Raw genomic sequence first — 24749 nt, 5'->3', positions numbered from 1 at the left:
ATTTAAGCCAGATCGGCCCGCTGGAGTTTGCTTCTGGGTGCCAAGTTCTGGTGTCGGTGTGCCAAACGATCACGGGCTGTGGCCGGGGCGATAAGCACCTGCATGCGGGCAGGCCAATGCGCGTGCGGCCCAGTTGCTGCTTCTGGAGAATGAGCGAGCTGCTTTGGTATGGCGGTAGCCGGAACGAGCAGGAGATGGGCAACGAGTTAAAAGGCGCGTCGCGGGCGGATCTCATCTTTGCCGTATGACGTCTATCAGACGGCGCCTTGAGTTGAGTGGCTGCAGAAACAAAAAGGCCCCAGATTTTCATCTGGGGCCTTTCGTTATCTGGCGCACTCGGCGGGATTCGAACCCACGACCCCTGCCTTCGGAGGGCAGTACTCTATCCAGCTGAGCTACGAGTGCGTTGCGGGGCGCAATCATACGCATCTCGGCGGTTAGCGTCCATTCTGCATGACTGTGCATTATTTAAAACGCACTTTACACTTTTGCGCTGCCAGAACGGCCTTCTGAGAAGTTTTTGCCATTATTTTATGGATTTTCCTTGGCCGCCTATTGCCCTTTACCCTTGCCGATCCTAGGATTCGTTTGAGATTTCAAACGGCGTGTTCAGTCATTCTGAACCCTCGCACGTTCAACGGTTCTGAATCAATTATCAGGCCCCGCACGGCTCGTTTCGACCTTGCGGGCTCTGCCCGTGACTCCAACGACTTACGCCGACGCCCGGGTGTCGGAACTGAAGGAGACTGCCATGCAACTGAAAGACCCCCAGCTGCTGCGCCAACAGGCTTATATCGATGGCCAGTGGTTGGACGCCGACAGCGGTCAGACCATTGCCGTGAACAATCCGGCCACTGGCGAGATCATCGGCCATGTGCCGAAGATGGGCCGTGCTGAGACCCGCCGCGCCATCGAGGCCGCTGAGAAAGCGCTGCCGGCCTGGCGTGCGCTGACCGCCAAGGAGCGTGCGAACAAGCTGCGTCGCTGGTTCGAGCTGCTGATGGAAAACCAGGATGACCTGGGCCGCCTGATGACCCTGGAGCAGGGCAAGCCGCTGGCCGAAGCCAAGGGCGAGATCGCCTATGCCGCGTCGTTCATCGAGTGGTTCGCCGAAGAGGCCAAGCGCGTCTACGGTGACGTGATCCCCGGCCACCAGCCGGACAAGCGCCTGATCGTGATCAAGCAGCCGATCGGCGTCACCGCGGCCATCACGCCGTGGAACTTCCCTGCCGCGATGATCACCCGCAAGGCCGGCCCGGCACTGGCCGCCGGTTGCACCATGGTGATCAAGCCGGCTTCGCAGACCCCGTTCTCCGCCCTGGCCCTGGTCGAGCTGGCCGAGCGCGCCGGAATCCCGAAAGGTGTGCTGAGCGTGGTCACCGGCAGCGCCGGCGAAGTGGGTGGCGAGCTGACCAGCAACCCGATCGTGCGCAAGCTGTCCTTCACCGGCTCGACCGAGATCGGTCGCCAGCTGATGGCCGAATGCGCCCAGGACATCAAGAAGGTGTCGCTGGAGCTGGGTGGTAACGCGCCGTTCATCGTCTTCGATGACGCCGACCTGGACGCTGCCGTCGAAGGCGCGCTGATCTCCAAGTACCGCAACAACGGCCAGACCTGCGTCTGCGCCAACCGTATCTACGTGCAGGACGGTGTCTACGAGGCCTTCGCCGAGAAGCTGATCGCCGCCGTGGCCAAGCTGAAGATCGGTAACGGTCTGGAAGACGGCACCACCACCGGTCCGCTGATCGACGAGAAGGCCGTGGCCAAGGTTCAGGAGCACATCGCCGATGCCGTGAACAAGGGCGCCAAGCTGGCCCTGGGCGGCAAGCCGCACGCCCTCGGTGGCACCTTCTTCGAGCCGACCATTCTGCTCGACGTGCCGAAGACCGCCGCCGTGGCCAAGGAAGAGACCTTCGGCCCGCTGGCGCCGCTGTTCCGCTTCAAGGACGAGGCCGAGGTGGTCGCCATGGCCAACGATACCGAGTTCGGCCTGGCCTCCTACTTCTATGCCCGCGATCTGGGCCGCGTGTTCCGCGTGGCCGAGGCGCTGGAGTACGGCATGGTGGGTATCAACACCGGCCTGATCTCCAACGAAGTCGCGCCGTTCGGCGGTGTGAAAGCTTCCGGCCTGGGCCGCGAAGGCTCCAAGTACGGGATCGAGGACTATCTCGAGATCAAGTACATGTGCCTCGGTGGAATCTGATTCGGAAATCGCTGATTTCCAAGACGGGGCAAGGTGCGAAAGAGCGTGCGGCGCCCCGGTTGTAAGTCGTAACCCTATTGAGTCCCTCGCGGCCCGGTTCAGTCGATCATCGCATGCTGAACCGACCACCCGCTGGGGGGCGACCATGAGGACACCATGAGCAAGACCAACGAATCCCTGCTGCAACGCCGCCAGGCCGCCGTACCGCGCGGTGTCGGTCAGATCCACCCGATCGTCGCCGAGCGCGCCGAGAACGCCACCGTGTGGGACGTCGAAGGCCGCGAGTACATCGACTTCGCCGGCGGCATTGCGGTGCTGAACACCGGCCACCTGCACCCGAAAGTGGTCGCCGCCGTTCAGGAACAGCTGACCAAGCTGAGCCACACCTGCTTCCAGGTGCTGGCGTACGAGCCCTACATCGAGCTCTGCGAAGAGATCGCCAAGCGCGTGCCGGGTGACTTCGCCAAGAAGACCCTGCTGGTCACCTCCGGCTCCGAAGCCGTGGAGAACGCCGTGAAGATCGCCCGTGCCGCTACCGGCCGCGCTGGCGTGATTGCCTTCACCGGCGCCTATCATGGCCGCACCATGATGACCCTGTCGCTGACCGGCAAGGTGGTACCGTACTCCGCCGGCATGGGCCTGATGCCCGCTGGCGTGTACCGCGCCCAGGCGCCGTGCCCGCTGCATGGTGTGAGCGAGGACGAGTCCATCGCCAGCATCGAGCGCGTCTTCAAGAACGACGCGCAGCCGCAGGACATCGCCGCGATCATCATCGAGCCGGTGCAGGGTGAGGGTGGCTTCTACGTCAACTCCAAGCCGTTCATGCAGCGCCTGCGCGCCCTGTGCGACCAGCACGGCATCCTCCTGATCGCTGACGAAGTGCAGACTGGCGCCGGCCGTACCGGCACCTTCTTCGCCACCGAGCAACTGGGCGTGATCCCGGACCTGACCACCTTCGCCAAGTCCGTCGGCGGCGGCTTCCCGATCTCCGGCGTATGCGGCAAGGCCGAGATCATGGACAAGATCGCCCCTGGTGGCCTGGGTGGCACCTACGCTGGCAGCCCGATCGCCTGCGCCGCGGCCCTGGCCGTGCTCAAGGTGTTCGACGAAGAGAAGCTGCTGGAGCGCTCCAACCTCGTCGGCGAGAAGCTCAAGGCGGGCCTGAACAAGATCGCCGAGAAGCACAAGGTGATCGGTGATGTGCGCGGCCTGGGTTCGATGGTCGCCATCGAGCTGTTCGAAGGCGGTGACCACAGCAAGCCGGCTGCCGAGCTGGTTGGCAAGATCGTCGCCAAGGCGCGCGACAAGGGCCTGATCCTGCTGTCGTGCGGCACCTACTACAACGTCATCCGCTTCCTGATGCCCGTCACCATCCCTGACGCGCAGCTGGAGAAGGGCATCGCCATCGTTGCCGAGTGTTTCGACGAACTGGCCTGAGTCGTTCCTGCTGTACCTGCGTCCGTGGCTGACCGCACCGGGCGCACCTGAGACCCGCCGCGTGCGGGTCTTTTTGTCTGGAGCCAGGGGCTTCGGCCCTGGCCAGTCGCCGCTGAAGCGCCTGCCACAGGTGCGCTACAGCCTGTGGGAGGGGCTTTAGCCGCGACGGATTCCCTACCCGCTGCATCCGGGCTACGGCTGGGCTCAGTGTCCTCGGCTCAGCGAGTCGAGTTGCTGGCTGACGTCATGGCTGGCTCGCTCCATCTGCGCTACAGCCTGCAGGGTGCGCGACCAATCCTGGTTCTGCGCGGCGTGCAGGGCTTCGTGCGCAGCCTCATGCACCTGGCGATGTGGAGCCTCCAGTTGCTGATAACCGCGCGTCTTGCCGTAACGAGCGACGGTTTCGCCATCCTGATACCAGCGGCCCAGGCGGCAGCTCTGGTGGTCGGTCATCCCGGTATTGCTGTCGTTGCGCAGCAGGCGTTGGTAAACCTCGAACTTGAACAGCAGGTGGTCGAGTTTGACCGCTTCGCAGAAGGAGCCGAGGGCGATGCGCTCGATCAGGGCATTCATGTGCTCGCCCAACTCGACCATCCGATCTAGTGTGCTCGCCGACTGCGAGACGTCACCGGACAGCCGTGAGGCCTCGTTGGACAGTTGACCGATGGCACTGCTGGCGCGCTCGGTTTCCTGGTTGATGCTGGCGACGAGCTGGCTGATCTCCTGGGTGGCCTGATGGGTGCGCTGCGCCAGGGCCCGCACCTCATCAGCGACCACGGCAAAGCCACGACCCTGCTCGCCGGCGCGGGCCGCTTCGATGGCGGCGTTGAGGGCCAGCAGGTTGGTCTGGTCGGAAATGGCCTTGATCAGCTCGACGATGCGGCTGATGTCGCCGACCCGCCCCTGCAACAGTTCGACGCTCTGCACGCTCTGCACGCCCTGCTCGGACATGCCGCCGAGTGCGTTGGAAAAACCGGCGAGCAGGGTCGAGGTTTGCTGGAACACGCCTTGGTGCTCACGCTGCTTTTCGACCTCGACACGCAACTGTTCCGCTTGCGCGACTACGCCGTCACGGGTGGCCGAGAGTGACTCCTGGAAGTTGTTCAGTTCGACCTGCAGTTGCTCGCGAAAGCGGCTCATGGCGTTGAGTCGATGCTGCTCCTGCTGCGTCTGTCGCTGCAGTTCGCGGGCATCCTCCAGCTCGCGCTGCATGGCCTGCTTCTCGGCAACAAGACGCTCGACCTGATTCTGTAGGTCTTGGCATTGCTGGCGCAATTTACGGTCGAACATGGGGTGCTACTCCAGGCGGGAAACTACGGATGACGTTGGTCTTTGTTATCGGTATCAAATTATCGAGCTGTAGCCCGTACGCCGCATTGACGCCGAGCAGGCGCAGACGGAAAAAAGCCCGCACATGGCGGGCTAGAGGGAGACACGCAACTGGAGTTCGGGAACTTACTTGGGCTCGAAGATTACATACACCTTGCGGCAGGTTTCGAGTACTTCCCAGGTGCCGGAGAAACCGGAGGGAATCACGAAACGGTCGCCAGCGCGTACGGTCTTGGCATTGCCGTCGGCGTCACGCAGTACGGAAACGCCCTGGAGAATCTCGCAGTATTCGTGTTCGGTGTAGCTCACCTTCCACTGACCGACTGCGCCTTCCCAGATGCCGGTGCTGAACTGGCCGCACGGGCTGCTGTAGTGATTGCGCACGCTTTGCTCGGGGTCGCCCTTGAGCACCTTTTCCGGCGCCGGGCGGTAGTGTTCGGCGGCCGTGCCGGCCTGGGCGAAGTCGACGATCTGCTCGATGTTCATCTGGCTGTTCCGTGGTTTCGGTGGCGGCTACCGCGTGATCGGCAGGGCGGCCGCGGGTGAAATCGTGGTAGCAGTCTATGTTTAAAAAAACGAACATGACAAGGGCTTTTGCCAGTCTTTGTCAAAAATATTGAAAAGCCACAGCCCTCTGGTTTAGTGTGGCGGACAGGATTTGGCCAGCGATCTGGCCTTGCAGAATTATTGACAGTGCGCGCTCCTTTGGGCGCCGCTTCCACCCATTGAGAGGATGCCGGAATGACTAGCCTGACTCGTGCCGACTGGGAACAGCGTGCCAAGACCCTGACCATCGAAACGCGTGCGTTCGTACATGGTGAGTACCGTGCCGCCGCGTCCGGCGCCACCTTCGAATGCATCAGCCCGGTCGATGGCCGCCTGCTCGGCCTGGTGGCCAGCTGTGACCAGGCCGACGCCGACCTGGCGGTCAAGGACGCCCGCGCCACCTTCGACTCTGGCGTGTGGTCACGCATGGCGCCGGCCCAGCGCAAGAAGGTGATGATCCGTTTTGCCGCGCTGATCGAGCAGCATGGCGAAGAGCTGGCTCTGCTGGAAACCCTGGACATGGGCAAGCCGATCAGCGATTCGCTGAGCATCGACGTCAGCAGCGCGGCCAATGCCATTCGCTGGAGCGGCGAGGCCATCGACAAGGTCTATGACGAAGTCGCCGCCACGCCGCATGACCAGCTCGGGCTGGTTACCCGCGAGCCGGTGGGTGTGGTCGCCGCTATCGTGCCGTGGAACTTCCCGCTGCTGATGTCCTGCTGGAAGCTCGGCCCGGCGCTGGCCACCGGTAACTCGATCATCCTCAAACCGTCCGAGAAGTCGCCGCTGACCGGCATCCGTGTCGCCCAGCTGGCCATCGAGGCGGGTATTCCGGCGGGCGTATTCAACGTGCTGCCTGGCTTCGGCCACACTGTGGGCAAGGCTCTGGCCCTGCACATGGACGTCGACACCCTGGTGTTCACCGGGTCGACCAAGATCGCCAAGCAACTGATGGTTTACGCCGGCGAGTCGAACATGAAGCGCGTCTGGCTGGAAGCCGGCGGCAAGAGCCCGAACATTGTCTTCGCCGACGCGCCGGACCTGCAGGCCGCTGCCGAGTCAGCCGCCAGCGCCATCGCCTTCAACCAGGGCGAAGTGTGCACCGCCGGCTCGCGCCTGCTGGTGGAAAACAGCATCAAGGACCAGTTCGTGCCCATGGTGGTCGAGGCGATCAAGGCCTGGAAACCGGGCAACCCGCTGGACCCGGCGACCACCGTTGGCGCGCTGGTCGACACCACGCAGATGAACAACGTGCTGAGCTACATCCAGGCTGGCCATGACGATGGCGCCAAGCTGGTGGCCGGCGGCAAGCGAGTGCTGGAAGAGAGCGGCGGCACCTACGTCGAGCCGACCATCTTCGACGGTGTGAACAACGCCATGCGCATCGCCAAGGAAGAGATCTTCGGCCCGGTGCTGTCGGTGATCGGTTTCGACAATCAGGACGAAGCCATCGCCATCGCCAACGACACCGTCTACGGCCTGGCCGCAGCGGTATGGACCAGCAATCTGTCGCGCGCCCATCTGGTCGGCAAGGCGCTGCGCGCCGGCAGTGTGTGGATCAACCAGTATGACGGCGGCGACATGACCGCACCGTTCGGTGGCTTCAAGCAGTCCGGTAACGGCCGCGACAAGTCGCTGCACGCGTTCGACAAGTACACCGAGCTGAAGTCCACCTGGATCAAGCTGTAACGTTAGCGGGGCGATCTACTGGTCGTCGGTCCAGCAATCGGCTTCCCTCTCCCATTTATGGGAGAGGGGCAGGGGGAGAGGGCCGAGAGCGCAGCGACACTGCCGGCTATCTTGCTCCCGAAACCTGCGGCCGGGCTCCCTTAGGGAGTCCGGCCGTTGTCTTTGCAGCCGCTCGTCAACCAAGGAAATTGGCAATGCGTTGGGGCACCTATTTCGCCGTCTGTTCGGCAGTCATCAGCATCGGTCTGGCACTGGGCGTGACCATGCCACTGGTTTCGCTGCGCCTGGAAAGCTGGGGCTACGACTCCTTCGCCATTGGCGTGATGGCGGCGACTCCGGCCGTCGGCGTGCTGCTCGGCGCCTTGCTGGCCGGTCGCCTGGCGGCGCGCTTCGGTACCACCGTGCTGATGCAGCTGTGTCTGCTGCTGGGCGCGCTGTCGGTGGCAGGGCTGGCGCTGGTGCAGAACTACGCGGTGTGGGTCGGCCTGCGCCTGTTCATCGGTGTGGCCCTGACCGTGGTGTTCATCCTTGGCGAAAGCTGGATCAACCAACTGGCCGTGGAGAAGTGGCGCGGTCGGCTTGTGGCGCTGTACGGCACCGGTTATGCCCTCAGCCAGCTCAGTGGGCCGTTGTTGCTGACGGCGCTCGGTACGGCCACCGACGCCGGTTTCTGGACGGGCGTATGCCTTTTGATCGGCGGCTCGCTGATTCTGCTCGGGCGCAGTGGCGCACCCCAGGTGGACGCGCACAGCGCTTCGGGGCGCGGGTTGCTGGTGTTCTGCCGCAAGCTGCCGGCGATTGCCTGGGCGGTGATGCTGTTCGCTGCCTTCGAAGCCATGATGCTGACCCTGCTGCCGGTCTATGGCCTGCGTCAGGGTTTCACCCAGGAGGTGGCGCTGTTCATGGTCAGCGTGGTGGTGGTCGGCGATGCGGTGTTGCAACTGCCCATCGGCTGGCTGGCCGACCGCATGTCGCGGCAGTTACTGTTCCGCGCCTGCGGCAGTGTGCTGCTGGTCTCCAGTCTGGCGATCCCGCCGTTGCTGCATACGCCGATCATCTGGCCAGTGCTGGTGGCCTTCGGGGCCAGTGCGGGCGGTCTGTTCACCCTGTCGTTGATCATGATCGGCGAGCGTTATCGCGATGACGAGCTGGTGCGCGCCAATGCCCATGTCGCCCAGCTGTGGGGCCTGGGCTGCCTGATCGGGCCGCTGACCACCGGCGCGGTCAGCCAGTGGCTGAGCGGCCACGCGCTGCCGCTGCTGATGGCTGTTGGCGCCTTCGTGTTCATCATCCTCGCCAGCCGGCAGGGCGCCTTCAGCGAGATGGAAACGGCGGGCGCGGCGCGCTCCTGACGCGGCTCAGCGCCACTGCCCGAGGTCCTGCGTCTGCTGCAGGTCGGCCTCTTCGATCAGCTCGGCGATGGTCGCACCGATCTGCTTCACCGCCGCCTCGATCACTTCGCTCGGCGGTTCGGCGTAGTTCAGGCGGATGCAGTTACGGTATTTGCCCGCCGCAGAGAAGATGCTGCCCGGCGCGATCTGGATCTTGTGCGGCAGCAGGGCGCGATTGAGCTTCAGGCTGTCGAAACCCTGCGGCATCTCCACCCACAGCATGAAGCTGCCCTGCGGGCGACTGACCCGCGTGCCGGCCGGGAAGTAGCGACTGACCCAATCCACCATCAGGTCGCGGCTGCGCAGGTACTGCGCGCGCATTCGCCGCAGGTGCGGTTCGTAGTGCCCGTCCTTGAGGTACTCGGCGATGGCCAGCTGCGGCAGTTGCGCGGTGCTGCCGGTGCCCAGGTACTTCATGTGCACCACCTGCTCCAGATAACGCCCGGGGGCGATCCAGCCGACGCGCAGGCCCGGTGCCAGAGTCTTGGAGAACGAGCTGCAGAACAGTACGCGGCCGTCCTCGTCGAAGGACTTGATGCTGCGCGGGCGCGGGTAACTGTAGGCGAGGTCGGCGTAGACATCGTCCTCGATGATGGCCACGTCGAAGCGCTGCGCCAAAGCCACCAGGGCGCGCTTGTTGGCGTCGGGCATGATGTAGCCGAGCGGGTTGTTGCAGTTCGGAGTGAGCTGGATGGCCTTGATCGGCCACTGCTCCAGGGCCATTTCCAGGGCGTCGAGGTTGATCCCGGTGAGCGGATCGGTGGGCAGTTCCAGGGCCTTCATGCCGAAGCCCTTGAGCGCCTGCATCACGCCATGGAAGCTCGGCGAGTCGACCGCGACGATGTCGCCGGGCTGGCAAATGGCACGTACCGCGGCCGACAGCGCCTCGTGGCAGCCGGTGGTGATCACCAGGTCCTCGGCGGCCAGCCGGCAGCCAGAGTCGAGCATCAGCCGGGCGATCTGTTCGCGCAGGCGGATATCGCCACGAATACAGCCGTAGGTGAGCACGTCCGGATCCTGCCGGCGCGCCTGACGCGACAGGTTGCGCAGCAGCGGTTTCAGCGTTGGGCCGCCTATGTCCGGGCGACCGCGACCCAGCTGCAGTATGTCGTGCTGCGGTGAGCTGCTGATCAGCTCCAGCACGTGGTCCCACTGCGATACCTCGACCGGCCGCTGCGCTGCCCGGCTGATCTGCGGCAGTGCGGGCATCTGTCGCCCCAGCGGTACGAAGTAGCCGGACTTCGGCCGTGGCGAGGCCAGGCCCATGTCCTCCAGATGGCGGTAGGCCTGCTGCACCGTGCTGAGGCTGACGCCATGCTCCTGGCTGAGGCTGCGTACCGACGGTAGGCGGTCGCCAGGGCGGTACAGCCCCTGCTCGATGCGGGTGCCGAGCAGCTCGGCCAGGTTCAGATAGAGCGTCATGACAGTCGTCCGGTTGGCGTGGGGTATGTGAGCTTGGACCAGTACAGATCAGTGCGAAAATTCCCATTCAGGGAAAAAAAGCGAAATCTGTATGGAGTTAATAAGAGTTTTTTGGATCTGTCATGGCTTTTCTGCTGACGGCATTCTGATCTCCCATGACAGAAGGCTAGGGGAGCGCAAAGATGACTGGGTTCAGCAAGACAGATTTTGCCGCAGCGGGTGAGCTTGTACGGGGCGCGACAGGGCAGGGCGAAGCTCGCTACTTCGGGCGCGACTGGCCGGCCTTCTGGCGGCGCCTGAACACCCGCCGTGTGCTGCTCAAGCTCAACGACCAGCAACTGCGCGACATCGGCCTCAGCCGCGCGCAGGCCGAGCGCGAGGCGAACCTGCCGTTCTGGAAGTTGTAGCCCGGAAGCAAGCCGGGTTGCGTCGCTGCATCGCCTGCGTAGGAGCGGTTTCAGCCGCGAATCCCTACAGCAGCTCTTTCAGCCGGTGCCAGGCCATGCCCAGCGCCAGCAGTGGCGAGCGCAGGTGCTTGCCGCCAGGGAAGGTCATGTGCGGCACCTGAGCGAACAGCTCGAAACCGCTGCTTTCCTGGCCGGCGATGGCCTCGGCGAGCAGCTTGCCGGCCAGGTGCGTGGCGTTGACGCCGTGGCCGGCATACGCCTGGGCGTGGAACACGTTGGGCTGCTCCTTGAGTCGGCCGATCTGCGGCAGGCGGTTGGCGCCGATGCCGATCATGCCGCCCCACTGGTAGTCGATGCGCACGTCGGCCAGCTGCGGGAAGACCTTGAGCATCTTCGGTCTCATGTAGCCGGCGATATCGGCCGGATCACGCCCGGAATAGTGGCAGGCGCCGCCGAACAGCAGGCGCCGGTCGGCGGAGAGGCGGTAGTAGTCCACCGTCACGCGCTGGTCGCACAGCGCCATGTTCTGCGGGATCAGTTGGCGCGCCTGCGCTTCGGAGAGCTGTTCGGTAGCGATGACGTAGCTGCCGGCCGGGAGCACCTTGCCGCTGAGGGTCGGGTTGAGGCCGCTGATATAGGCGTTGCAGGCCAGCACCAGGTACTTGGCGCGCACCTGGCCATTGGCGGTGTGCACGCGCACTTCGTTGCCGTAGTCGATGCGGGTCACCGCTGACTCTTCGAACAGCTGTACGCCCAGCGACTGGGCGGCGGCGGCTTCACCGAGCGCCAGGTTGAGCGGGTGCAGGTGGCCCGAGCCCATGTCGATCATGGCGCCGTGATAGTTGTCTGAGCCGACCACCTCATGAATGCGCTCCTTCGGCAGCATGCGCAGCTCGTGACGATAGCCGAGGCTCTCCAGCTCGGCCTTGTCTTCGGCGAAGCCCTCCAGATGCGCCGGCTTGTTGGCCAGGTCGCAGTAGCCCCAGGTCAGGTCGCAGTCGATCTGAAAGCGCTCGACGCGCTCACGCACGATCTCCACTGCCTCCAGTCCCATCAGCTTGAACTGGCGCACGCCGTCCTTGCCCACCACCGATTCGAACTGCTCGACATCATGGCCGACGCCGCGAATCAGTTGCCCGCCGTTGCGGCCGCTGGCGCCCCAGCCGATCTGGCGTGCTTCCAGAAGCGCCACCGACAGGCCTTTCTGGGCCAGTTCGATGGCCGTGTTCAGGCCGCTGAAACCGCCACCGACGATGCACACGTCCACCTGCAGCTCACCACCCAGGGGCGGGTAGGCCTGCTGGCGGTTGACGCTGGCGGCGTAGTAGGAGGCGGCATGCTGCGGGCTGTGGACGGGCTGGTGAACGCGGGCGTTCATGTGCGAAATCCTGATTTCGTTGTGTGGAAAATTCAACGCAGGATAAGCGCGTGATCCGTCCGACGCCAAGAGACAAGGAGAAAAAAGCCTGCTGCGACTGCTCGTGCATGCGGCCTGCCGGCGCTGAAACGTCTCCCACATACTGCGCCACGGCGTTGTGGGAGGGACTTTAGCCGCGACCAGACAGATCGCATTGCATTCGGGCCTGCGTGGCGCAGTAAACTGCCGCCTTCGCCTCAGGACGACACCGATGAGTTGCACCGACCGCAAGATCGACTACCTGCGCCGGCAGATTCCGCGCTTCGACTGCATACCTGGCTGTCACGACTGCTGCGGGCCGGTTACGGCTTCTTCCGAGGAGCTGGCGCGCCTGCCGGTCAAGAGCGATGCCGAACATGATGCGGCGCTCGCCGAGTACAACTGCGTACACCTGGGGCCCAATGGCTGCGAGGTGTATGACCAGCGTCCGCTGATCTGCCGCCTGTTCGGCACTACGCCAAAGCTGCCCTGCCCGCATGGCCGTGGACCTGAGCAGCCCATCGAGCCGGCAGTGGAGCGTCAGGTGCACCGCCTGATCGCCAGCACGCGGCAGCGTCTGGTGTAAACGTCCCGCCTAGCGCTCACTCCGGCACCGGCAGCGCCAGGCTCTCCTTCACCTCTTCCATGACGATATAGCTCTTCGACTCGCGCACGTGCGGCAGCTTGAGCAGGATGTCGCCGAGCAGCTTGCGGTAGCTGGCCATCTCGTTGATGCGCGCCTTCACCAGGTAGTCGAAGTCGCCGGACACCAGGTGGCATTCCAGTACGTGCGGCAGCTTGAGCACGGCGCGGCGGAATTCCTCGAAGGTGTCGCCGGACTTGTAGTCCAGGCTGATCTCGACGAACACCAGCAGGTTGGCCTTGAGGTGCTGCGGGTTGAGGCGGGCGTGGTAGCCCATGATGATGCCCTCGCGCTCCAGGCGGCGTACGCGCTCGGTGCAAGGCGTGGTCGACAGTCCCACACGCTCGCCCAGCTCGGTGAAGCTGATGCGCCCGTCCTCCTGCAGGATGCGGAGGATGTTGCGGTCGATCTTGTCCAGTTCACGACGGCTTTGATGCTGGGTTCTCATGGTGAATCCGCCTCTGTAAAACGGCTTTTTGCCAAGAATTCTCGCCAAATATAGCCGTGTATATGGTGAAAAGCACTGCACGGCTCTTCCTATACTGCGCCCATCGACAACAATGGCCTGTAACGCACGTGCCTTGGGCGCGGCGGGGAGAAAAACATGCGTGTTCTGGTTCTCGGCAGCGGTGTAATTGGTACCGCCAGTGCTTACTACCTCGCCCGTCAGGGTTTCGAGGTGGTGGTGGTCGACCGTCAGAACGGCCCGGCGTTGGAAACCAGCTTTGCCAACGCTGGCCAGGTTTCCCCCGGCTATGCCTCGCCCTGGGCCGCACCGGGCGTGCCGCTGAAGGCCATCAAGTGGTTGCTGCAGAAACATGCCCCGCTGGCGATCAAGGCCACCGGTGACGTCGACCAGTACCTGTGGATGGCGCAGATGCTGCGCAACTGCACCGCCAGCCGCTATGCGATCAACAAGGAGCGCATGGTGCGCCTGTCCGAGTACAGCCGCGACTGCCTCGACGAGCTGCGTGCCGAGACCGGCATCGCCTATGAAGGTCGCCAGCTCGGCACCACCCAGTTGTTCCGCACCCAGGCCCAGGTCGATGCCGCCGCCAAGGACATCGCCGTGCTGGAAGCCTCCGGCGTGCCGTTCGAGCTGCTCGACCGCGACGGCATCGCCCGCGTCGAACCGGCCCTGGCTGGCGTCAAGCACAAGCTGGCCGGCGCCCTGCGTCTGCCCAACGACCAGACTGGCGACTGCCAGATGTTCACCACCAAGCTGGCGGACATGGCCAAGGCGCTGGGCGTCGAATTCCGTTTCGGCCAGAACATCCAGCGTCTGGACGCCGTGGGCGACCGTATCAATGGCGTGTGGATCGATGGCAAGTTGGAAACCGCCGACCGCTACGTGCTGGCTCTCGGCAGCTACAGCCCGCAACTGCTCAAGCCGCTGGGCGTGCGCGCTCCGGTCTATCCGCTCAAGGGCTATTCGCTGACCGTGCCGATCGTCAACGCCGAGATGGCGCCGAACTCCACCATTCTCGACGAGACCTACAAGGTTGCCATCACCCGTTTCGATGGCCGCATCCGCGTCGGTGGCATGGCCGAGATCGCCGGTTTCGACCTGTCGCTCAACCCGCGTCGTCGCGAGACCCTGGAGATGATCACCGCCGACCTCTACCCGGAGGGCGGCGACCTGCAGCGCGCCGATTTCTGGACTGGTCTGCGTCCGGCCACGCCCGATGGCACCCCCATCGTCGGCGCCACCGCGTACCGCAACCTGTTCCTCAATACCGGTCACGGCACCCTGGGCTGGACCATGGCCTGCGGCTCCGGTCGCCTGCTTGCCGACCTGATGGCCAACAAGCGCCCGCAGATCAGCGCCGACGGCCTGGATATCTCGCGTTATTCGCGCACGGCGCGTGAAGTGCAGGGCGCACCGCAGCCGCTGCGCACCTGATAGCCTTCGCGCTTTCGCAATCCAAGGAGCTTTACCCTTATGTCGATCCAGCGCCTGCATGTGGCCAAACGCTACAGCGAAGTGGTGATCCACAACGGCACCATCTATCTCGCCGGCCAACTGGCCGATGACTTCGACGGCGACATCCGCGAGCAGACCCGCCAGACCCTGGCCAACATCGACAAGATGCTGGCCGAAGGTGGCAGCGACAAGAGCAAGATCCTCTCGCTGACCATCTTCCTCAAGGACATGGCCGACTATGACGGCCTCAACGCCGAGTACGACGCCTGGGTCGTCGACGGCCATGCGCCGGCTCGTGCCTGCGTCGAGGCGAAGATGTACAAGCCCGAAGTGCTGGTGGAAATGTGCGTGGTGGCTGCCGTCTGAGGCGGCCATAGCCTCTATTTGTGTTGGCTTTTCACCCGGCTCCCCCGCCGGGTTTTTTTTGAGTGACGACGTACCTGCATGTAGCCCGGATGCAATCGGGGTGCCTCTGCCGGAATGGCCCCGGATTATATCCGGGCTACCCAAAAATGAACGATTGAGAAATAGCGAACCATGCGTCCTGCCCGTGCCCTGATCGACCTCGATGCCCTGCGTCATAACTACCGCCTGGCCCGCGAAATGAGCGGCGCTCGCGCCCTCGCTGTGGTCAAGGCCGATGCCTATGGGCATGGTGCGGTGCGCTGTGCGCAGGCACTCGAAGCCGAGGCCGACGGTTTTGCCGTGGCCTGCATCGAAGAGGCACTGGCGTTGCGCGAGGCGGGGATTCGCGCACCGATCCTGCTGCTTGAAGGTTTCTTCGAGGCCGACGAGCTGACGCTGATCGACCAGCATGACCTGTGGTGTGTGATTCACGCGCAGTGGCAGATCGAAGCCGTCGAGCAGGCCCGGCTGAGCAAGCCGCTGACCCTCTGGCTCAAGCTCGACAGTGGCATGCATCGCGTCGGTCTGCATCCGGCCGACTACCAGGGCGCCTATCGGCGCCTGCTGGCCAGCGGCAAGGTCAGCAAGATCGTGTTGATGAGCCACTTCGCCCGCGCCGACGAGCCCGAATGCGAACGGACGGCCGAGCAACTGGCGCTGTTCCAGCAGGCGCGCGAAGGTCTGAGCGCCGAGGTCAGCTTGCGCAATTCGCCGGCCGTGCTCGGCTGGCCACAGGTGCCAAGCGACTGGGTGCGCCCTGGCATCATGTTGTACGGTGCCACGCCGTTCGAGCAGGCTCAGGAGCAGGCCGCGCGTCTGCAACCGGTGATGACTCTGGAATCGAAGGTCATCAGCGTGCGTGAACTGCCGGCCGGTGAGCCGGTGGGCTACGGGGCGCGTTTCGTGTCCGAGCGGCCGACCCGTGTCGGTGTGGTTGCCATGGGCTATGCCGACGGTTATCCGCGCCACGCGCCGACCGGGACCCCGGTGCTGGTCGACGGCCAGTTGACCCGTCTGATCGGCCGGGTATCGATGGACATGCTCACCGTCGATCTGACCGATCTGCCGCACGCCGGCCTCGGCAGCCATGTCGAATTGTGGGGCAAGCGGGTGCTGGCCAGCGAAGTGGCCATGGCGGCCGGCAGCATTCCCTATCAGATTTTCTGCAACCTGCGGCGAGTGCCGCTGCTCTATTTCGGGGGCTGAGCTTGCCGTGTAGGCGAAGGGTGAACGCAAGTGTTGTAAATTCCGAACGCTATGCCATGATACGGACACTTTTCCGTCTCATGTCCCAAGGGGGATTCCAGCATTGGACGTCGGCGTTCGACTGCAATCGATTCGTAAGCTCAAAGGTCTATCCCAGCGTGAACTCGCCAAACGTGCGGGGGTCACCAACAGCACCATTTCCATGATCGAGAAAAACAGCGTGAGCCCCTCGATCAGTTCGCTGAAAAAGGTGCTCGGCGGTATTCCCATGTCGCTGGTGGAATTCTTCTCGCTCGACATGGAGCAGGAAAACCAGATTCAGGTGGTCTATCGGGCCTCCGAGCTGACCGATATCTGCAGTGGCGCCATCACCATGAAGCTGATCGGCAAGGCTCACCCGAGCCGCGCCATCTCCTTCCTCGATGAGACCTACCCGGCGGGTAGCGACACCGGCGACGAAATGTATGCCCACGAGGGCGAGGAAGCCGGCATGCTGGTCGAAGGCAAGCTGGAGCTGACCGTCGGCAACGAGGTGTTCGTCCTCGAACCGGGCGACAGCTACTATTTCGAAAGCAGCAAGCCGCATCGCTTCCGCAACCCGTTCGATGTGCCGGCGCGTCTGATCAGCGCCACCACTCCGGCGAACTTCTGATCAATAACCCTGCGACAATCTGGGTTGTTTCGGCCAGGCCCGCTTGCCGTTATACTGTCGCCCGCTCGCGAAACCGTGGCCGCGGGCGTGACTAGCCACGAAGAGGGTGTACCGTGAATCTGATGAAGAAAATGCTGGCAGTACCGGCTGCCGTATTGGCCCTGTGGGCAGTGACTGCTCAGGCCACGACCGATGAAGCCATCGCCGAGCGCCTCAAGCCGGTCGGTGACGTGTGCATCATGGGCGAAGAGTGCAAGGGCGTGGAAACCGTCGCTGCAGCCGCCAGTGGTGGTGCACGTAGCGCTGATGACATCATCGCCAAGCACTGCAACGCCTGTCATGGCTCTGGCGTGCTGGGCGCACCGAAGATCGGTGACACCGCTGCCTGGAAGGACCGTGCCGACCACCAGGGCGGCCTCGACGGCATCCTGGCCAAGGCCATTTCCGGCATCAACGCCATGCCGCCGAAAGGCACCTGCGCGGATTGCTCGGAAGACGAACTGCGTGAAGCGATCAAGAAGATGTCCGGTCTGTAAGACTCGCCTCTTCCCTGAAAAAAACCGCCCTCCGGGCGGTTTTTTCGTTTTCGCCAGAGGCATGCAACCATGCCGGCGGCTATACAGTCCAAGCAGCATTCGCCATGGATGCCGCGAGGAGCGCCAGATGCCGCACGCCTGTACCCTCGAACAAGCCGTCGACCGCGTATTGAGCGAAATCGACGGGCCGATTCATCTGGGCCTGCCACTGGGCCTGGGCAAGCCCAATCGATGGGTCAACGCGCTCTATGCCCGAGTGCGGGAAACGCCCGAGCGCCAGATGACCATCTACACCGCGCTGTGCCTGGCACGTCCACGCGCCGACCAGGACTTGCAGCAGCGCTTTCTCGAGCCTTTCGTCGAGCGGGTCTACGCGGATTACCCCGAGCTGGATTTTCTCGCTGATCTGCACGCGGACAAGCTGCCGGCTAACGTGCGCGTCGAACAGTTCTTCTTTCAGCCGGGTAGCCTGCTCGAGTGCGAGCCGGCGCAGCAGGACTACATCAGCAGCAACTACAGCCACGTCGCACGCGACCTCAATGCCAAGGGGCTGAATCTGGTCGCCCAGCTGGTCGCCGTCGACGCCGCGCAACCCGGACACTTCAGCCTGAGCTGCAACCCCGACGTCACCCTCGACCTGCTGCCGCTGCTGGAGCGCCGTCGTGCGGCCGGTGAAACCGTGCTCAGCGTCGCCCAGGTGCACAGCGACCTGCCGTACATGGCTGGAGATGCCAGTGTGCCGCGCGATACCTTCGATATTCATATCGTCGAGGACGAGAGCAGCAGGCTGTTCTCCACGCCGAACCTGCCGGTGACCCTGCAGGATCACTGCATCGGTCTGCTCGCCAGCACCCTGGTACGTGACGGCGGCACCCTGCAGATCGGCATCGGCGCGATGGGTGATGCATTGGCCTCGGCCCTGCTGGCCAGGCAGGACGACAATGATCGCTACCGTGCACTTGTGCAGGCGCTGTGTGCGGAGCAATGGTCTGGGGAAATTGCCGCCAATGGCGGCCTGGCGCCCCTTGAGCGGGGGCTGTATGGCTGCAGCGAAATGTTCGTCAACGGCCTGCTGGTGCTGGCCGAGGCCGGCCTGGTGCGCCGCCGGGTCTACCCGGATCTGCTTCTGCAGCGCCTGGCCTGCAGCGGGGCGCTGGATGAGCGGGGCCGGCCACATAGCGTGCAGGCACTGCTGGATGCCGGGCTGGCCGCAGCGCTGCAGCCGAGTGACCTGGCCTGGCTGGGCGACAACGGTCTGCTACGCGGCGATCTGCGACTGCAGGCGGGTGAGTTGCACCTGCCCGACGGTAGCCGAGTTGCGGCAGATCTGCGCGATCCGCAGACGCAGGCACGCCTGAACGACCATCTGGGCGCTGCCGAGGGTGGCGTGGTGCTACACGGTGGCTTCTTCCTTGGCCCGGAAAGCTTCTACCAGCGCCTGCGTGAACTGGACGAGGCCCAGCGTCAGCGCTTCGCCATGACCGGCATTCGCTACATCAACGAGCTGTACGGCGAGGAACAGCTCAAGCGCCTGCAGCGCCGCGATGCGCGCTTTATCAACACGGTGTTCACCATGACCCTGCTCGGTGCCGGTGTGGCTGACCAGTTGGAAGACGGCCGCGTGCTCAGTGGCGTCGGCGGGCAATACAACTTCGTCGCTCAGGCCCATGCGCTGGAGGATGCGCGCTCGATCCTGCTGCTGCGCAGCTGGCGCGAGTCGGCTGGTGAGGTGAACTCGAACATCGTCTGGGAGTATGGCCATGTCACCATCCCTCGGCACCTGCGTGACATCGTCGTTACCGAGTACGGCATCGCCGATCTGCGCGGCAAGACCGATGCCCAGGTGATCGAGGCGCTGCTCAAGATCAGCGATTCACGTTTCCAGGGCGAGCTGATCGAGCAGGCGCAGCAGGCCGGCAAGCTGCCCATGGACTTTCGACTCGACGAGCGCTTCGGCAACAACTTGCCCGAGCGGCTGCAAGCGCTACGCGCGGAACATTCATCGCTCTTCGCCGAATACCCGCTGGGCAGCGATTTCAGTGCGGTGGAGCAGGACCTGCTGCGGGCGCTGAGCTGGCTCAAGAGCAAGCTGCGCCTGAGCGAGGTGCTGGAGCTGGGCAAGGCCGCGCTCGATGCGCCGGAGCCGGCAGCCTATCCCGAACACTTGCGGCGCATGAGTCTGGAGGCGCCGGACGGTGCGCGTGAGGTCCTGTACCAGCGCCTGCTGCTGGCTGGTCTGCAGGCCAGCGCTTCGTCCTAGGACGAAGCGCTCAATCGAGGAAGCGTACCTGGCCGTCCTCCAGCGCCGCGACACGGGCCAGTGACTCGACGCGGTAGCCTTCGCTCTGCAGCAGGTTGCGGCCGTCCTGAAAGGACTTCTCGATGACGATGCCAATACCGGCGATTTCGGCGCCGGCCTGCTGGATCAGGTCGATCAGCGCTTTGGCGGCATGGCCATTGGCGAGGAAGTCGTCGATCACCAGCACACGGTCCGCTGCGCTCAGGTGGCGGGCAGAGATGGCGATGGTGCTTTCGGTCTGCTTGGTGAAGGAGAAGACCTTGGAGATCAGCAGGTCGTCCTTGAGCGTCAGCGACTGGAACTTGCGCGCGAAGATCACTGGGATGCCCAGTTCGAGGCCGGCCATCACCGCCGGGGCAATGCCCGAGGCCTCGATGGTGACGATCTTGGTGATGCCCTGGCCGGCGAAACGCTGGGCGAACTCGTGGCCGATCTCCTGCATCAGGCGGGGATCGATCTGGTGGTTGAGAAAGGCATCCACCTTGAGTACATGCTCGGACAGCACGATGCCTTCGCTGCGTATCTTTTGTTTCAACGACTCCACGGCCGATCCTCTGGGTTGAGCAGAAAAGCTGCCGATTTTCGCTCAAAACGCCCTGCATTGTGTAGTGATACCTGAGGCGGGCCGACGATTGCAGCTGTCTGACCGGTCAGACAGGTTGTCTGGTCTGGCCACGCCGGCATGTGTCTAAGCGCTCTTGGTCAGGCGCCGCAGGATGTCTTTGGGAATGCCCCGTGTGTCGAGCGGCAGCTTGTCCGGCGCCGGCTCCAGGCCCAGTTCGTACAGCCAGTTGAGCGTGTATTCGCGCAGCTGCTTGAGCGCATAGGCCTGCCACTGTTCACGAATTGCCGGCAAGGACTCGATCTCGTAGTCGAACGCACGCAGCGGCCTGCGCCCGGTCAGCGCGGCGCTGAGCAGCGGGTGCGCATGCACATCGTCGAGGGTGAACAGGAAGGACTCACGCAAGGCCACGCGCTGGGGAATATCGAGATTGGGGATCTGGATATAGCGCTCCGGCTCCAGCTCGACCTGCTGGTGCTCCTCGCTGTGCGGGTCGTCCGCCGACAGGGTCAGGACACTGCCGCTTTCCAGATCCAGCCAGTTCTCTTGTGGCTCGCGGCTGTTGATCAACTGAGTCAGGGCGTCGAGGTCGAGCGTGAATGTGCGCATGGTTTCAGTCCCTGTGTCCGAACGATGTCTTCTTCTGACTGGCAAATATGACGAGGGTGCCGGAGGCATTGAAGGGGTGGGCCGGGCGGCGATCCGCTCAAGCCCACCAGACCGCAAGCCCCAGGCTTCAGCGCTTGAGCATTGCACGCATATTGGCCAGCGCGTCGTTGCCACGGGCGGCCTTGGCCTCCACGGGCGCCTCTTCAAGGCCTTCCCAGACCAGGTCTTCGGGCGGCAATTCGTCAAGGAAACGGCTCGGTGAGCAGTCGATGATTTCACCATACTGCTTTCGCTTGGCGGCGAAGGTCAGCGCCAGGTTGCGCTTGGCGCGGGTGATGCCGACGTAGGCCAGGCGGCGCTCCTCCTCGATGGTGTCGGCCTCGATGCTGGAGCGGTGGGGGAGAATCTCCTCCTCGAAGCCGATGATGTACACCGAGGGGAATTCCAGGCCCTTGGAGGCGTGCATGGTCATCATCTGCACGCCTTCGGCGCCTTCCTCCTCTTCCTGCTGGCGCTCGAGCATGTCGCGCAGCACCAGCTTGCCGATGGCGTCCTCGATGGTCATGTCGCCGTCTTCGTCGCGCTCCAGGGTGCCTTTCAGGGCCTCGACGAGGAACCAGACGTTGCCCATGCGCGCCTCGGCGACCTTGTCACTGGAGGCGTTCTGGCGCAGCCAGTTTTCGTAGTCGATGTCCATGACCATGCTGCGAATGGCGGCGATCGGGTCGTTCTGCGCGCATTCCTGGCGCACGCGATCCATCCACTTGGTGAAGCGTTGCAGGCGCTCGGTGAAGCGCGCGTCGAGGTGCTCGCCGAGACCGATCTCGCCGGCGGCGGCGTACATGCTGATCTTGCGCTCGTTGGCGTAGTTGCCGAGCTTTTCCAGGGTGGTCGAGCCGATCTCGCGGCGCGGCACGTTGATCACGCGCAGGAAGGCGTTGTCGTCATCCGGGTTGACCAGCAGGCGGAAGTAGCTCATCAGGTCCTTCACCTCCTGGCGGGCGAAGAAGCTGGTGCCGCCGGACAGGCGATAGGGAATCTGGTGGTGCTGCAACTTCAGCTCCATCAGCTTGGCCTGGTAGTTGCCGCGATAGAGGATGGCGAACTCGCTGTAAGGGCGCTGAGTACGCAGATGCTCGGTGAGGATCTCCAGCGCCACCCGTTCGCACTCGGCGTCTTCGTTGCGGGTGCGGATCACGCGGATCTCGTCGCCCATGCCCATCTCGCTCCACAGCTGTTTCTCGAACACGTGCGGGTTGTTGGCGATGAGGATGTTGGCGCACTTGAGGATGCGGCTGGTGGAGCGGTAGTTCTGCTCCAGCATCACCACCTTCAGCGACGGGTAATCCTCTTTCAGCAGCATCAGGTTTTCCGGACGCGCGCCGCGCCAGGCGTAGATCGACTGGTCATCATCGCCGACCACGGTGAACTGGTTGCGCATGCCCACCAGCATCTTCACCAGCAGGTACTGGCTGGCGTTGGTGTCCTGGTATTCGTCGACCAGCAGGTAGCGGATGCGGTTCTGCCACTTCTCCAGAATGTCGGCGTGCTCCTGGAAGAGTTTGACCGGCAGCAGGATCAGGTCGTTGAAGTCCACCGCGTTGTACGCCTTGAGCGTGCGCTGGTAGTGCAGGTAGACGATGGCGGCGGTCTGCTCCTTGGGCCCGCGTGCGTTGGCCAACGCTTCGTCCGGCAGGATCAGGTCGTTCTTCCAGCTGTCGATGAGGTTCTTCACCTCGTCGGCGCCATCATCGCCGGCGTATTCCTTCTGCATGATGTCGGTGAGCAGCGCCTTGATATCGCCGTCGTCGAAGATCGAGAAGCCTGGCTTGTAGCCCAGGCGCGCGTATTCCTTGCGGATGATGTTCATGCCCAGGTTGTGGAAGGTCGACACGGTCAGGCCGCGCGCCTCGCTGCCCTTGAGCAGGGTGCCGACACGCTCCTTCATCTCGCGCGCAGCCTTGTTGGTGAAGGTCATGGCGACGATGTGCTGGGCACGGATGCCGCAGTTCTGCACCAGATGGGCGATCTTGCGCGTGATCACGCTGGTCTTGCCGGAGCCTGCACCGGCGAGCACCAGAAGCGGGCCGCCGACATAGTTCACGGCCTCTTGTTGCCGGGGGTTCAGTCGGGACATGGGATTGTTCGCAGAAAAAGGGCCGCGCATTTTAACAGGCCTGATGCGTTCTGCCGCGACCGTCCGGAACTGTGGCCTGGCGCACGGAATTGGATGTTGCTGCGCCAGAGCGTGGGGAACGATGCAGTACTCTGGTACCACTTGCCGGTTTGACGGCTATACCTCAGGATGTGCATCACTTTTCACCCGGATGTGATTGATTAGACGCCGATTACGGCGCGTTTAGGCGAGGCAGATCGCCATCATTCTTGTGGTAATTGGGGGGATTGCTTGTCCACGCTCGTCGAACCCATGCGGTTGGTCCTGCTGGCAGACTCGTCAGACTGGGCCGAATTGCTGCGCGAGCAGCTGGGCGCCCTAGAGAGCTCCTTCCCGCTGATTACCGCTCCGTCCTGGGAGGCGGCCAGCAGCCTGTTCGACGACCACGCCAGTGGCCTGCTGCTGGCGACGCCGGATCGGCTTCCCCCCAGTAATCAATGCCCGTTGCCGATGGTGCTGCTGCTCGAGGACGAACCCGTCGAAGAACCGGTCGGGATCAGTGATTGGCTGGTACGCAGTAGCCTCAATCCCGATGTACTACGCCGCTGCCTGCGTTATGCACGTGAGCAGGGCAACCTCAGGCATACCCTGCAGCGCCTGGCCGAACAGGATCCATTGACCGGCATCGCCAACCGTCAGGGCTTCCAGACCCTGCTCGCTGCGCGCCTGGGCGAATGCAACGGCCGCGGCCTGGTGCTGGGGCATCTCGATCTGGACAACTTCCGTCACGCCAACGACGCGCTGGGCTACCAGGCCGGTGATCGCCTGATCCTGCAGGTGGTGGCGCGTCTGAAGAACCTGCTGCAGCCCTGCGACCAGATCGCGCGGCTGGGCAGCGACGAATTCGCCCTGCTGCTGGATGTACGGCGCGATCCGCAGCGCGTCGAACGCCTGGCCGAACGCGTTACCGAGGAACTGGGCGAGCCCTACTGGGTGGACGGCGAGAGCCTGCTGATCGGCTGCAGCCTGGGCCTGGCACATGCCCGTGCAGGCGAGGGCGCCGACCCGCTGCTGTGGCACGCGCATACCGCCATGCAGCAGGCTAAGCGGCAGCAGGGTTGCGTATTTCATGTCTACGACGAGCGGCTCAACGGCAGCGCGCGCAATCAGGCCGATCTGGAAGGCGAGTTGCGCAGGGCGTTACGCCGTGACGAGCTGGAACTGCATTACCAGCCGCGCCTGTGCCTGAAGAGCGGACGCATCGTCGGCCTGGAGGCGCTGGTGCGCTGGCAGCACAGCGAGCGCGGGCTGCTGGCGCCCAACGAGTTCGTGCCCTTGGCCGAGGAAACCGGGCTGATCGTGCCGCTCGGTTACTGGGTCATCTCTCGTGCCCTGCGCGATATGCAGTGGCTGAGTGGGCGCGGCCTGCCGCCGCTGCACATGGCGGTCAATCTGTCGTTCCGCCAGTTTCAGGACAGCCAGTTGCTGTCGACCCTCAGCCGTTTGATCGAAGAGCGTGGGGTCGATGCGCAGCGGCTGGAGTTCGAGCTGACCGAAACCGCAGTCATGCGCCGCAGCGATCAGGTACAGCAGACCATGCTGGCGCTCGGGCGGCTCGGCGTACGCTTCTCGCTGGACGACTTCGGCACCGGGTTTTCCTCGTTCGTCCACCTCAACAGCCTGCCGATCACCCTGCTCAAGATCGACAGGAGCTTCGTCGGCGGCATGGGTGAGCGCGCCGAGAATCGCCAGCTGGTGCGGGCAATGATCAACCTGGCGCACAACCTCAACCTCGAGGTGGTGGCCGAGGGGGTGGAGAATATCGAGCAACTCGACATGCTGCGTCAGTTCGGCTGCGATCAGGTGCAGGGCTACCTGATCAGCAAGGCCGTTCCGCTGGCCGAGTTGGCGCGCTTTCTGGTGTTCGGCATGCGTCAGCCGCTGCTGAGCGGCGCGCCGCCCTCGGCCTGACGCAAC

At 63.9% G+C, this 24749-nt stretch carries 21 protein-coding genes, 1 tRNA gene and 1 pseudogene; 13 read left to right on the top strand and 10 right to left on the bottom strand.

Going from position 1 to position 24749, the window contains the following annotated elements:
* Positions 1-328: 328 nt before the first annotated feature.
* Positions 329-405: transfer RNA gene (locus tag ACN8M7_RS04960), tRNA-Arg, on the bottom strand.
* 346 nt (positions 406-751) lie between these two features.
* Between ACN8M7_RS04960 and gabD the strand changes: the two genes are divergently transcribed.
* Both gabD and gabT read left to right on the top strand, forming a co-directional pair.
* A complete protein-coding gene (gabD, locus tag ACN8M7_RS04955; RefSeq protein WP_061237276.1) occupies positions 752-2203 on the top strand; it encodes an NADP-dependent succinate-semialdehyde dehydrogenase in 1452 nt (483 codons plus the stop codon).
* A 156-nt stretch (positions 2204-2359) separates the two neighbouring features.
* Positions 2360-3640, top strand: a complete 1281-nt coding sequence (gene gabT / locus ACN8M7_RS04950) for a 4-aminobutyrate--2-oxoglutarate transaminase (protein ID WP_061237278.1) — start codon at positions 2360-2362, stop codon at positions 3638-3640.
* Positions 3641-3844: 204 nt separating this feature from the next.
* Here the strand turns inward: gabT and ACN8M7_RS04945 are convergent, their stop codons facing one another.
* The 3 genes and pseudogenes from ACN8M7_RS04945 to ACN8M7_RS04935 all read right to left on the bottom strand — a co-directional run bounded on the left by ACN8M7_RS04945 (position 3845) and on the right by ACN8M7_RS04935 (position 5455).
* A complete protein-coding gene (locus ACN8M7_RS04945) occupies positions 3845-4213 on the bottom strand; it encodes a CZB domain-containing protein (protein ID WP_490260292.1) in 369 nt (122 codons plus the stop codon).
* 27 nt (positions 4214-4240) lie between these two features.
* Positions 4241-4513, bottom strand: a pseudogene (locus tag ACN8M7_RS04940) (methyl-accepting chemotaxis protein); the annotation flags it as partial.
* Positions 4514-5095: 582 nt separating this feature from the next.
* Complete coding sequence (locus tag ACN8M7_RS04935; RefSeq protein ID WP_490259971.1) at positions 5096-5455, bottom strand: cupin domain-containing protein; 360 nt, start codon at positions 5453-5455, stop codon at positions 5096-5098.
* Between the two features lie 255 nt (positions 5456-5710).
* Between ACN8M7_RS04935 and ACN8M7_RS04930 the strand changes: the two genes are divergently transcribed.
* Both ACN8M7_RS04930 and ACN8M7_RS04925 read left to right on the top strand, forming a co-directional pair.
* On the top strand, positions 5711-7204 hold the full coding sequence (locus ACN8M7_RS04930) for an aldehyde dehydrogenase (RefSeq protein WP_061237284.1): 1494 nt from the start codon (positions 5711-5713) through the stop codon (positions 7202-7204).
* Between the two features lie 194 nt (positions 7205-7398).
* Entirely contained in the window at positions 7399-8556 is a 1158-nt protein-coding gene (locus ACN8M7_RS04925) for an MFS transporter (RefSeq protein WP_490259970.1), read from the top strand.
* A 6-nt stretch (positions 8557-8562) separates the two neighbouring features.
* On the opposite strand, the gene ACN8M7_RS04920 is transcribed toward ACN8M7_RS04925, so the two are convergent.
* Complete coding sequence (locus tag ACN8M7_RS04920) at positions 8563-10017, bottom strand: aminotransferase-like domain-containing protein (protein WP_490259969.1); 1455 nt, start codon at positions 10015-10017, stop codon at positions 8563-8565.
* Between the two features lie 182 nt (positions 10018-10199).
* Here ACN8M7_RS04920 and ACN8M7_RS04915 point away from each other — a divergent pair, with 182 nt between their 5' ends.
* Positions 10200-10424 (top strand): DUF1127 domain-containing protein, encoded by a 225-nt coding sequence (locus tag ACN8M7_RS04915; protein ID WP_061237290.1) that lies wholly within the window; start codon positions 10200-10202, stop codon positions 10422-10424.
* Positions 10425-10488: 64 nt separating this feature from the next.
* On the opposite strand, the gene ACN8M7_RS04910 is transcribed toward ACN8M7_RS04915, so the two are convergent.
* On the bottom strand, positions 10489-11802 hold the full coding sequence (locus tag ACN8M7_RS04910) for an NAD(P)/FAD-dependent oxidoreductase (protein WP_490259968.1): 1314 nt from the start codon (positions 11800-11802) through the stop codon (positions 10489-10491).
* Between the two features lie 250 nt (positions 11803-12052).
* Here ACN8M7_RS04910 and ACN8M7_RS04905 point away from each other — a divergent pair, with 250 nt between their 5' ends.
* Positions 12053-12406, top strand: coding sequence for a YkgJ family cysteine cluster protein (locus ACN8M7_RS04905; RefSeq protein ID WP_061237294.1), 354 nt, complete (start codon positions 12053-12055; stop codon positions 12404-12406).
* A 16-nt stretch (positions 12407-12422) separates the two neighbouring features.
* Here the strand turns inward: ACN8M7_RS04905 and dadR are convergent, their stop codons facing one another.
* The gene (dadR, locus tag ACN8M7_RS04900; protein WP_013713454.1) at positions 12423-12911 is read right to left on the bottom strand and encodes a transcriptional regulator DadR; all 489 of its coding nucleotides are present in this window, start codon (positions 12909-12911) and stop codon (positions 12423-12425) included.
* Between the two features lie 156 nt (positions 12912-13067).
* Between dadR and dadA the strand changes: the two genes are divergently transcribed.
* The 6 genes from dadA to ACN8M7_RS04870 all read left to right on the top strand — a co-directional run bounded on the left by dadA (position 13068) and on the right by ACN8M7_RS04870 (position 19446).
* Positions 13068-14366, top strand: coding sequence for a D-amino acid dehydrogenase (dadA, locus tag ACN8M7_RS04895; protein WP_061237296.1), 1299 nt, complete (start codon positions 13068-13070; stop codon positions 14364-14366).
* 39 nt (positions 14367-14405) lie between these two features.
* The gene (locus ACN8M7_RS04890) at positions 14406-14753 is read left to right on the top strand and encodes a RidA family protein (RefSeq protein WP_490259967.1); all 348 of its coding nucleotides are present in this window, start codon (positions 14406-14408) and stop codon (positions 14751-14753) included.
* A 171-nt stretch (positions 14754-14924) separates the two neighbouring features.
* Positions 14925-15998: an alanine racemase gene (gene alr / locus ACN8M7_RS04885; RefSeq protein ID WP_061237298.1), complete on the top strand. Its 1074-nt coding sequence runs from the start codon at positions 14925-14927 to the stop codon at positions 15996-15998.
* Between the two features lie 103 nt (positions 15999-16101).
* Positions 16102-16650: a cupin domain-containing protein gene (locus ACN8M7_RS04880; protein WP_061237300.1), complete on the top strand. Its 549-nt coding sequence runs from the start codon at positions 16102-16104 to the stop codon at positions 16648-16650.
* 113 nt (positions 16651-16763) lie between these two features.
* Positions 16764-17186: a c-type cytochrome gene (locus tag ACN8M7_RS04875; RefSeq protein WP_490259966.1), complete on the top strand. Its 423-nt coding sequence runs from the start codon at positions 16764-16766 to the stop codon at positions 17184-17186.
* A 127-nt stretch (positions 17187-17313) separates the two neighbouring features.
* Entirely contained in the window at positions 17314-19446 is a 2133-nt protein-coding gene (locus ACN8M7_RS04870) for an acetyl-CoA hydrolase/transferase C-terminal domain-containing protein (RefSeq protein ID WP_490259965.1), read from the top strand.
* A gap of 10 nt (positions 19447-19456) precedes the next feature.
* Here ACN8M7_RS04870 and ACN8M7_RS04865 read toward each other — a convergent pair whose 3' ends face one another.
* From ACN8M7_RS04865 to rep, 3 genes are all read right to left on the bottom strand, one after another.
* On the bottom strand, positions 19457-20029 hold the full coding sequence (locus ACN8M7_RS04865) for a xanthine phosphoribosyltransferase (RefSeq protein WP_490259964.1): 573 nt from the start codon (positions 20027-20029) through the stop codon (positions 19457-19459).
* A 144-nt stretch (positions 20030-20173) separates the two neighbouring features.
* Positions 20174-20656 carry a UPF0158 family protein gene (locus ACN8M7_RS04860; RefSeq protein WP_490259963.1) on the bottom strand — a complete coding sequence of 161 codons (483 nt, stop codon included), beginning with the start codon at positions 20654-20656 and terminating at the stop codon, positions 20174-20176.
* Positions 20657-20783: 127 nt separating this feature from the next.
* Positions 20784-22793: a DNA helicase Rep gene (rep, locus tag ACN8M7_RS04855; RefSeq protein WP_061237310.1), complete on the bottom strand. Its 2010-nt coding sequence runs from the start codon at positions 22791-22793 to the stop codon at positions 20784-20786.
* Positions 22794-23063: 270 nt separating this feature from the next.
* Here rep and ACN8M7_RS04850 point away from each other — a divergent pair, with 270 nt between their 5' ends.
* The gene (locus ACN8M7_RS04850) at positions 23064-24743 is read left to right on the top strand and encodes a putative bifunctional diguanylate cyclase/phosphodiesterase (RefSeq protein WP_490259962.1); all 1680 of its coding nucleotides are present in this window, start codon (positions 23064-23066) and stop codon (positions 24741-24743) included.
* The last annotated feature ends 6 nt before the right edge of the window (positions 24744-24749 follow it).

The organism is Pseudomonas spartinae (assembly GCF_965197125.1).
Classification (GTDB): Bacteria; Pseudomonadota; Gammaproteobacteria; order Pseudomonadales; family Pseudomonadaceae; genus Aquipseudomonas; species Aquipseudomonas composti_A.
The sequence above is the reverse complement of the archived record's forward strand: the minus strand, read 5'-3'. Positions and strand labels throughout refer to the sequence as shown.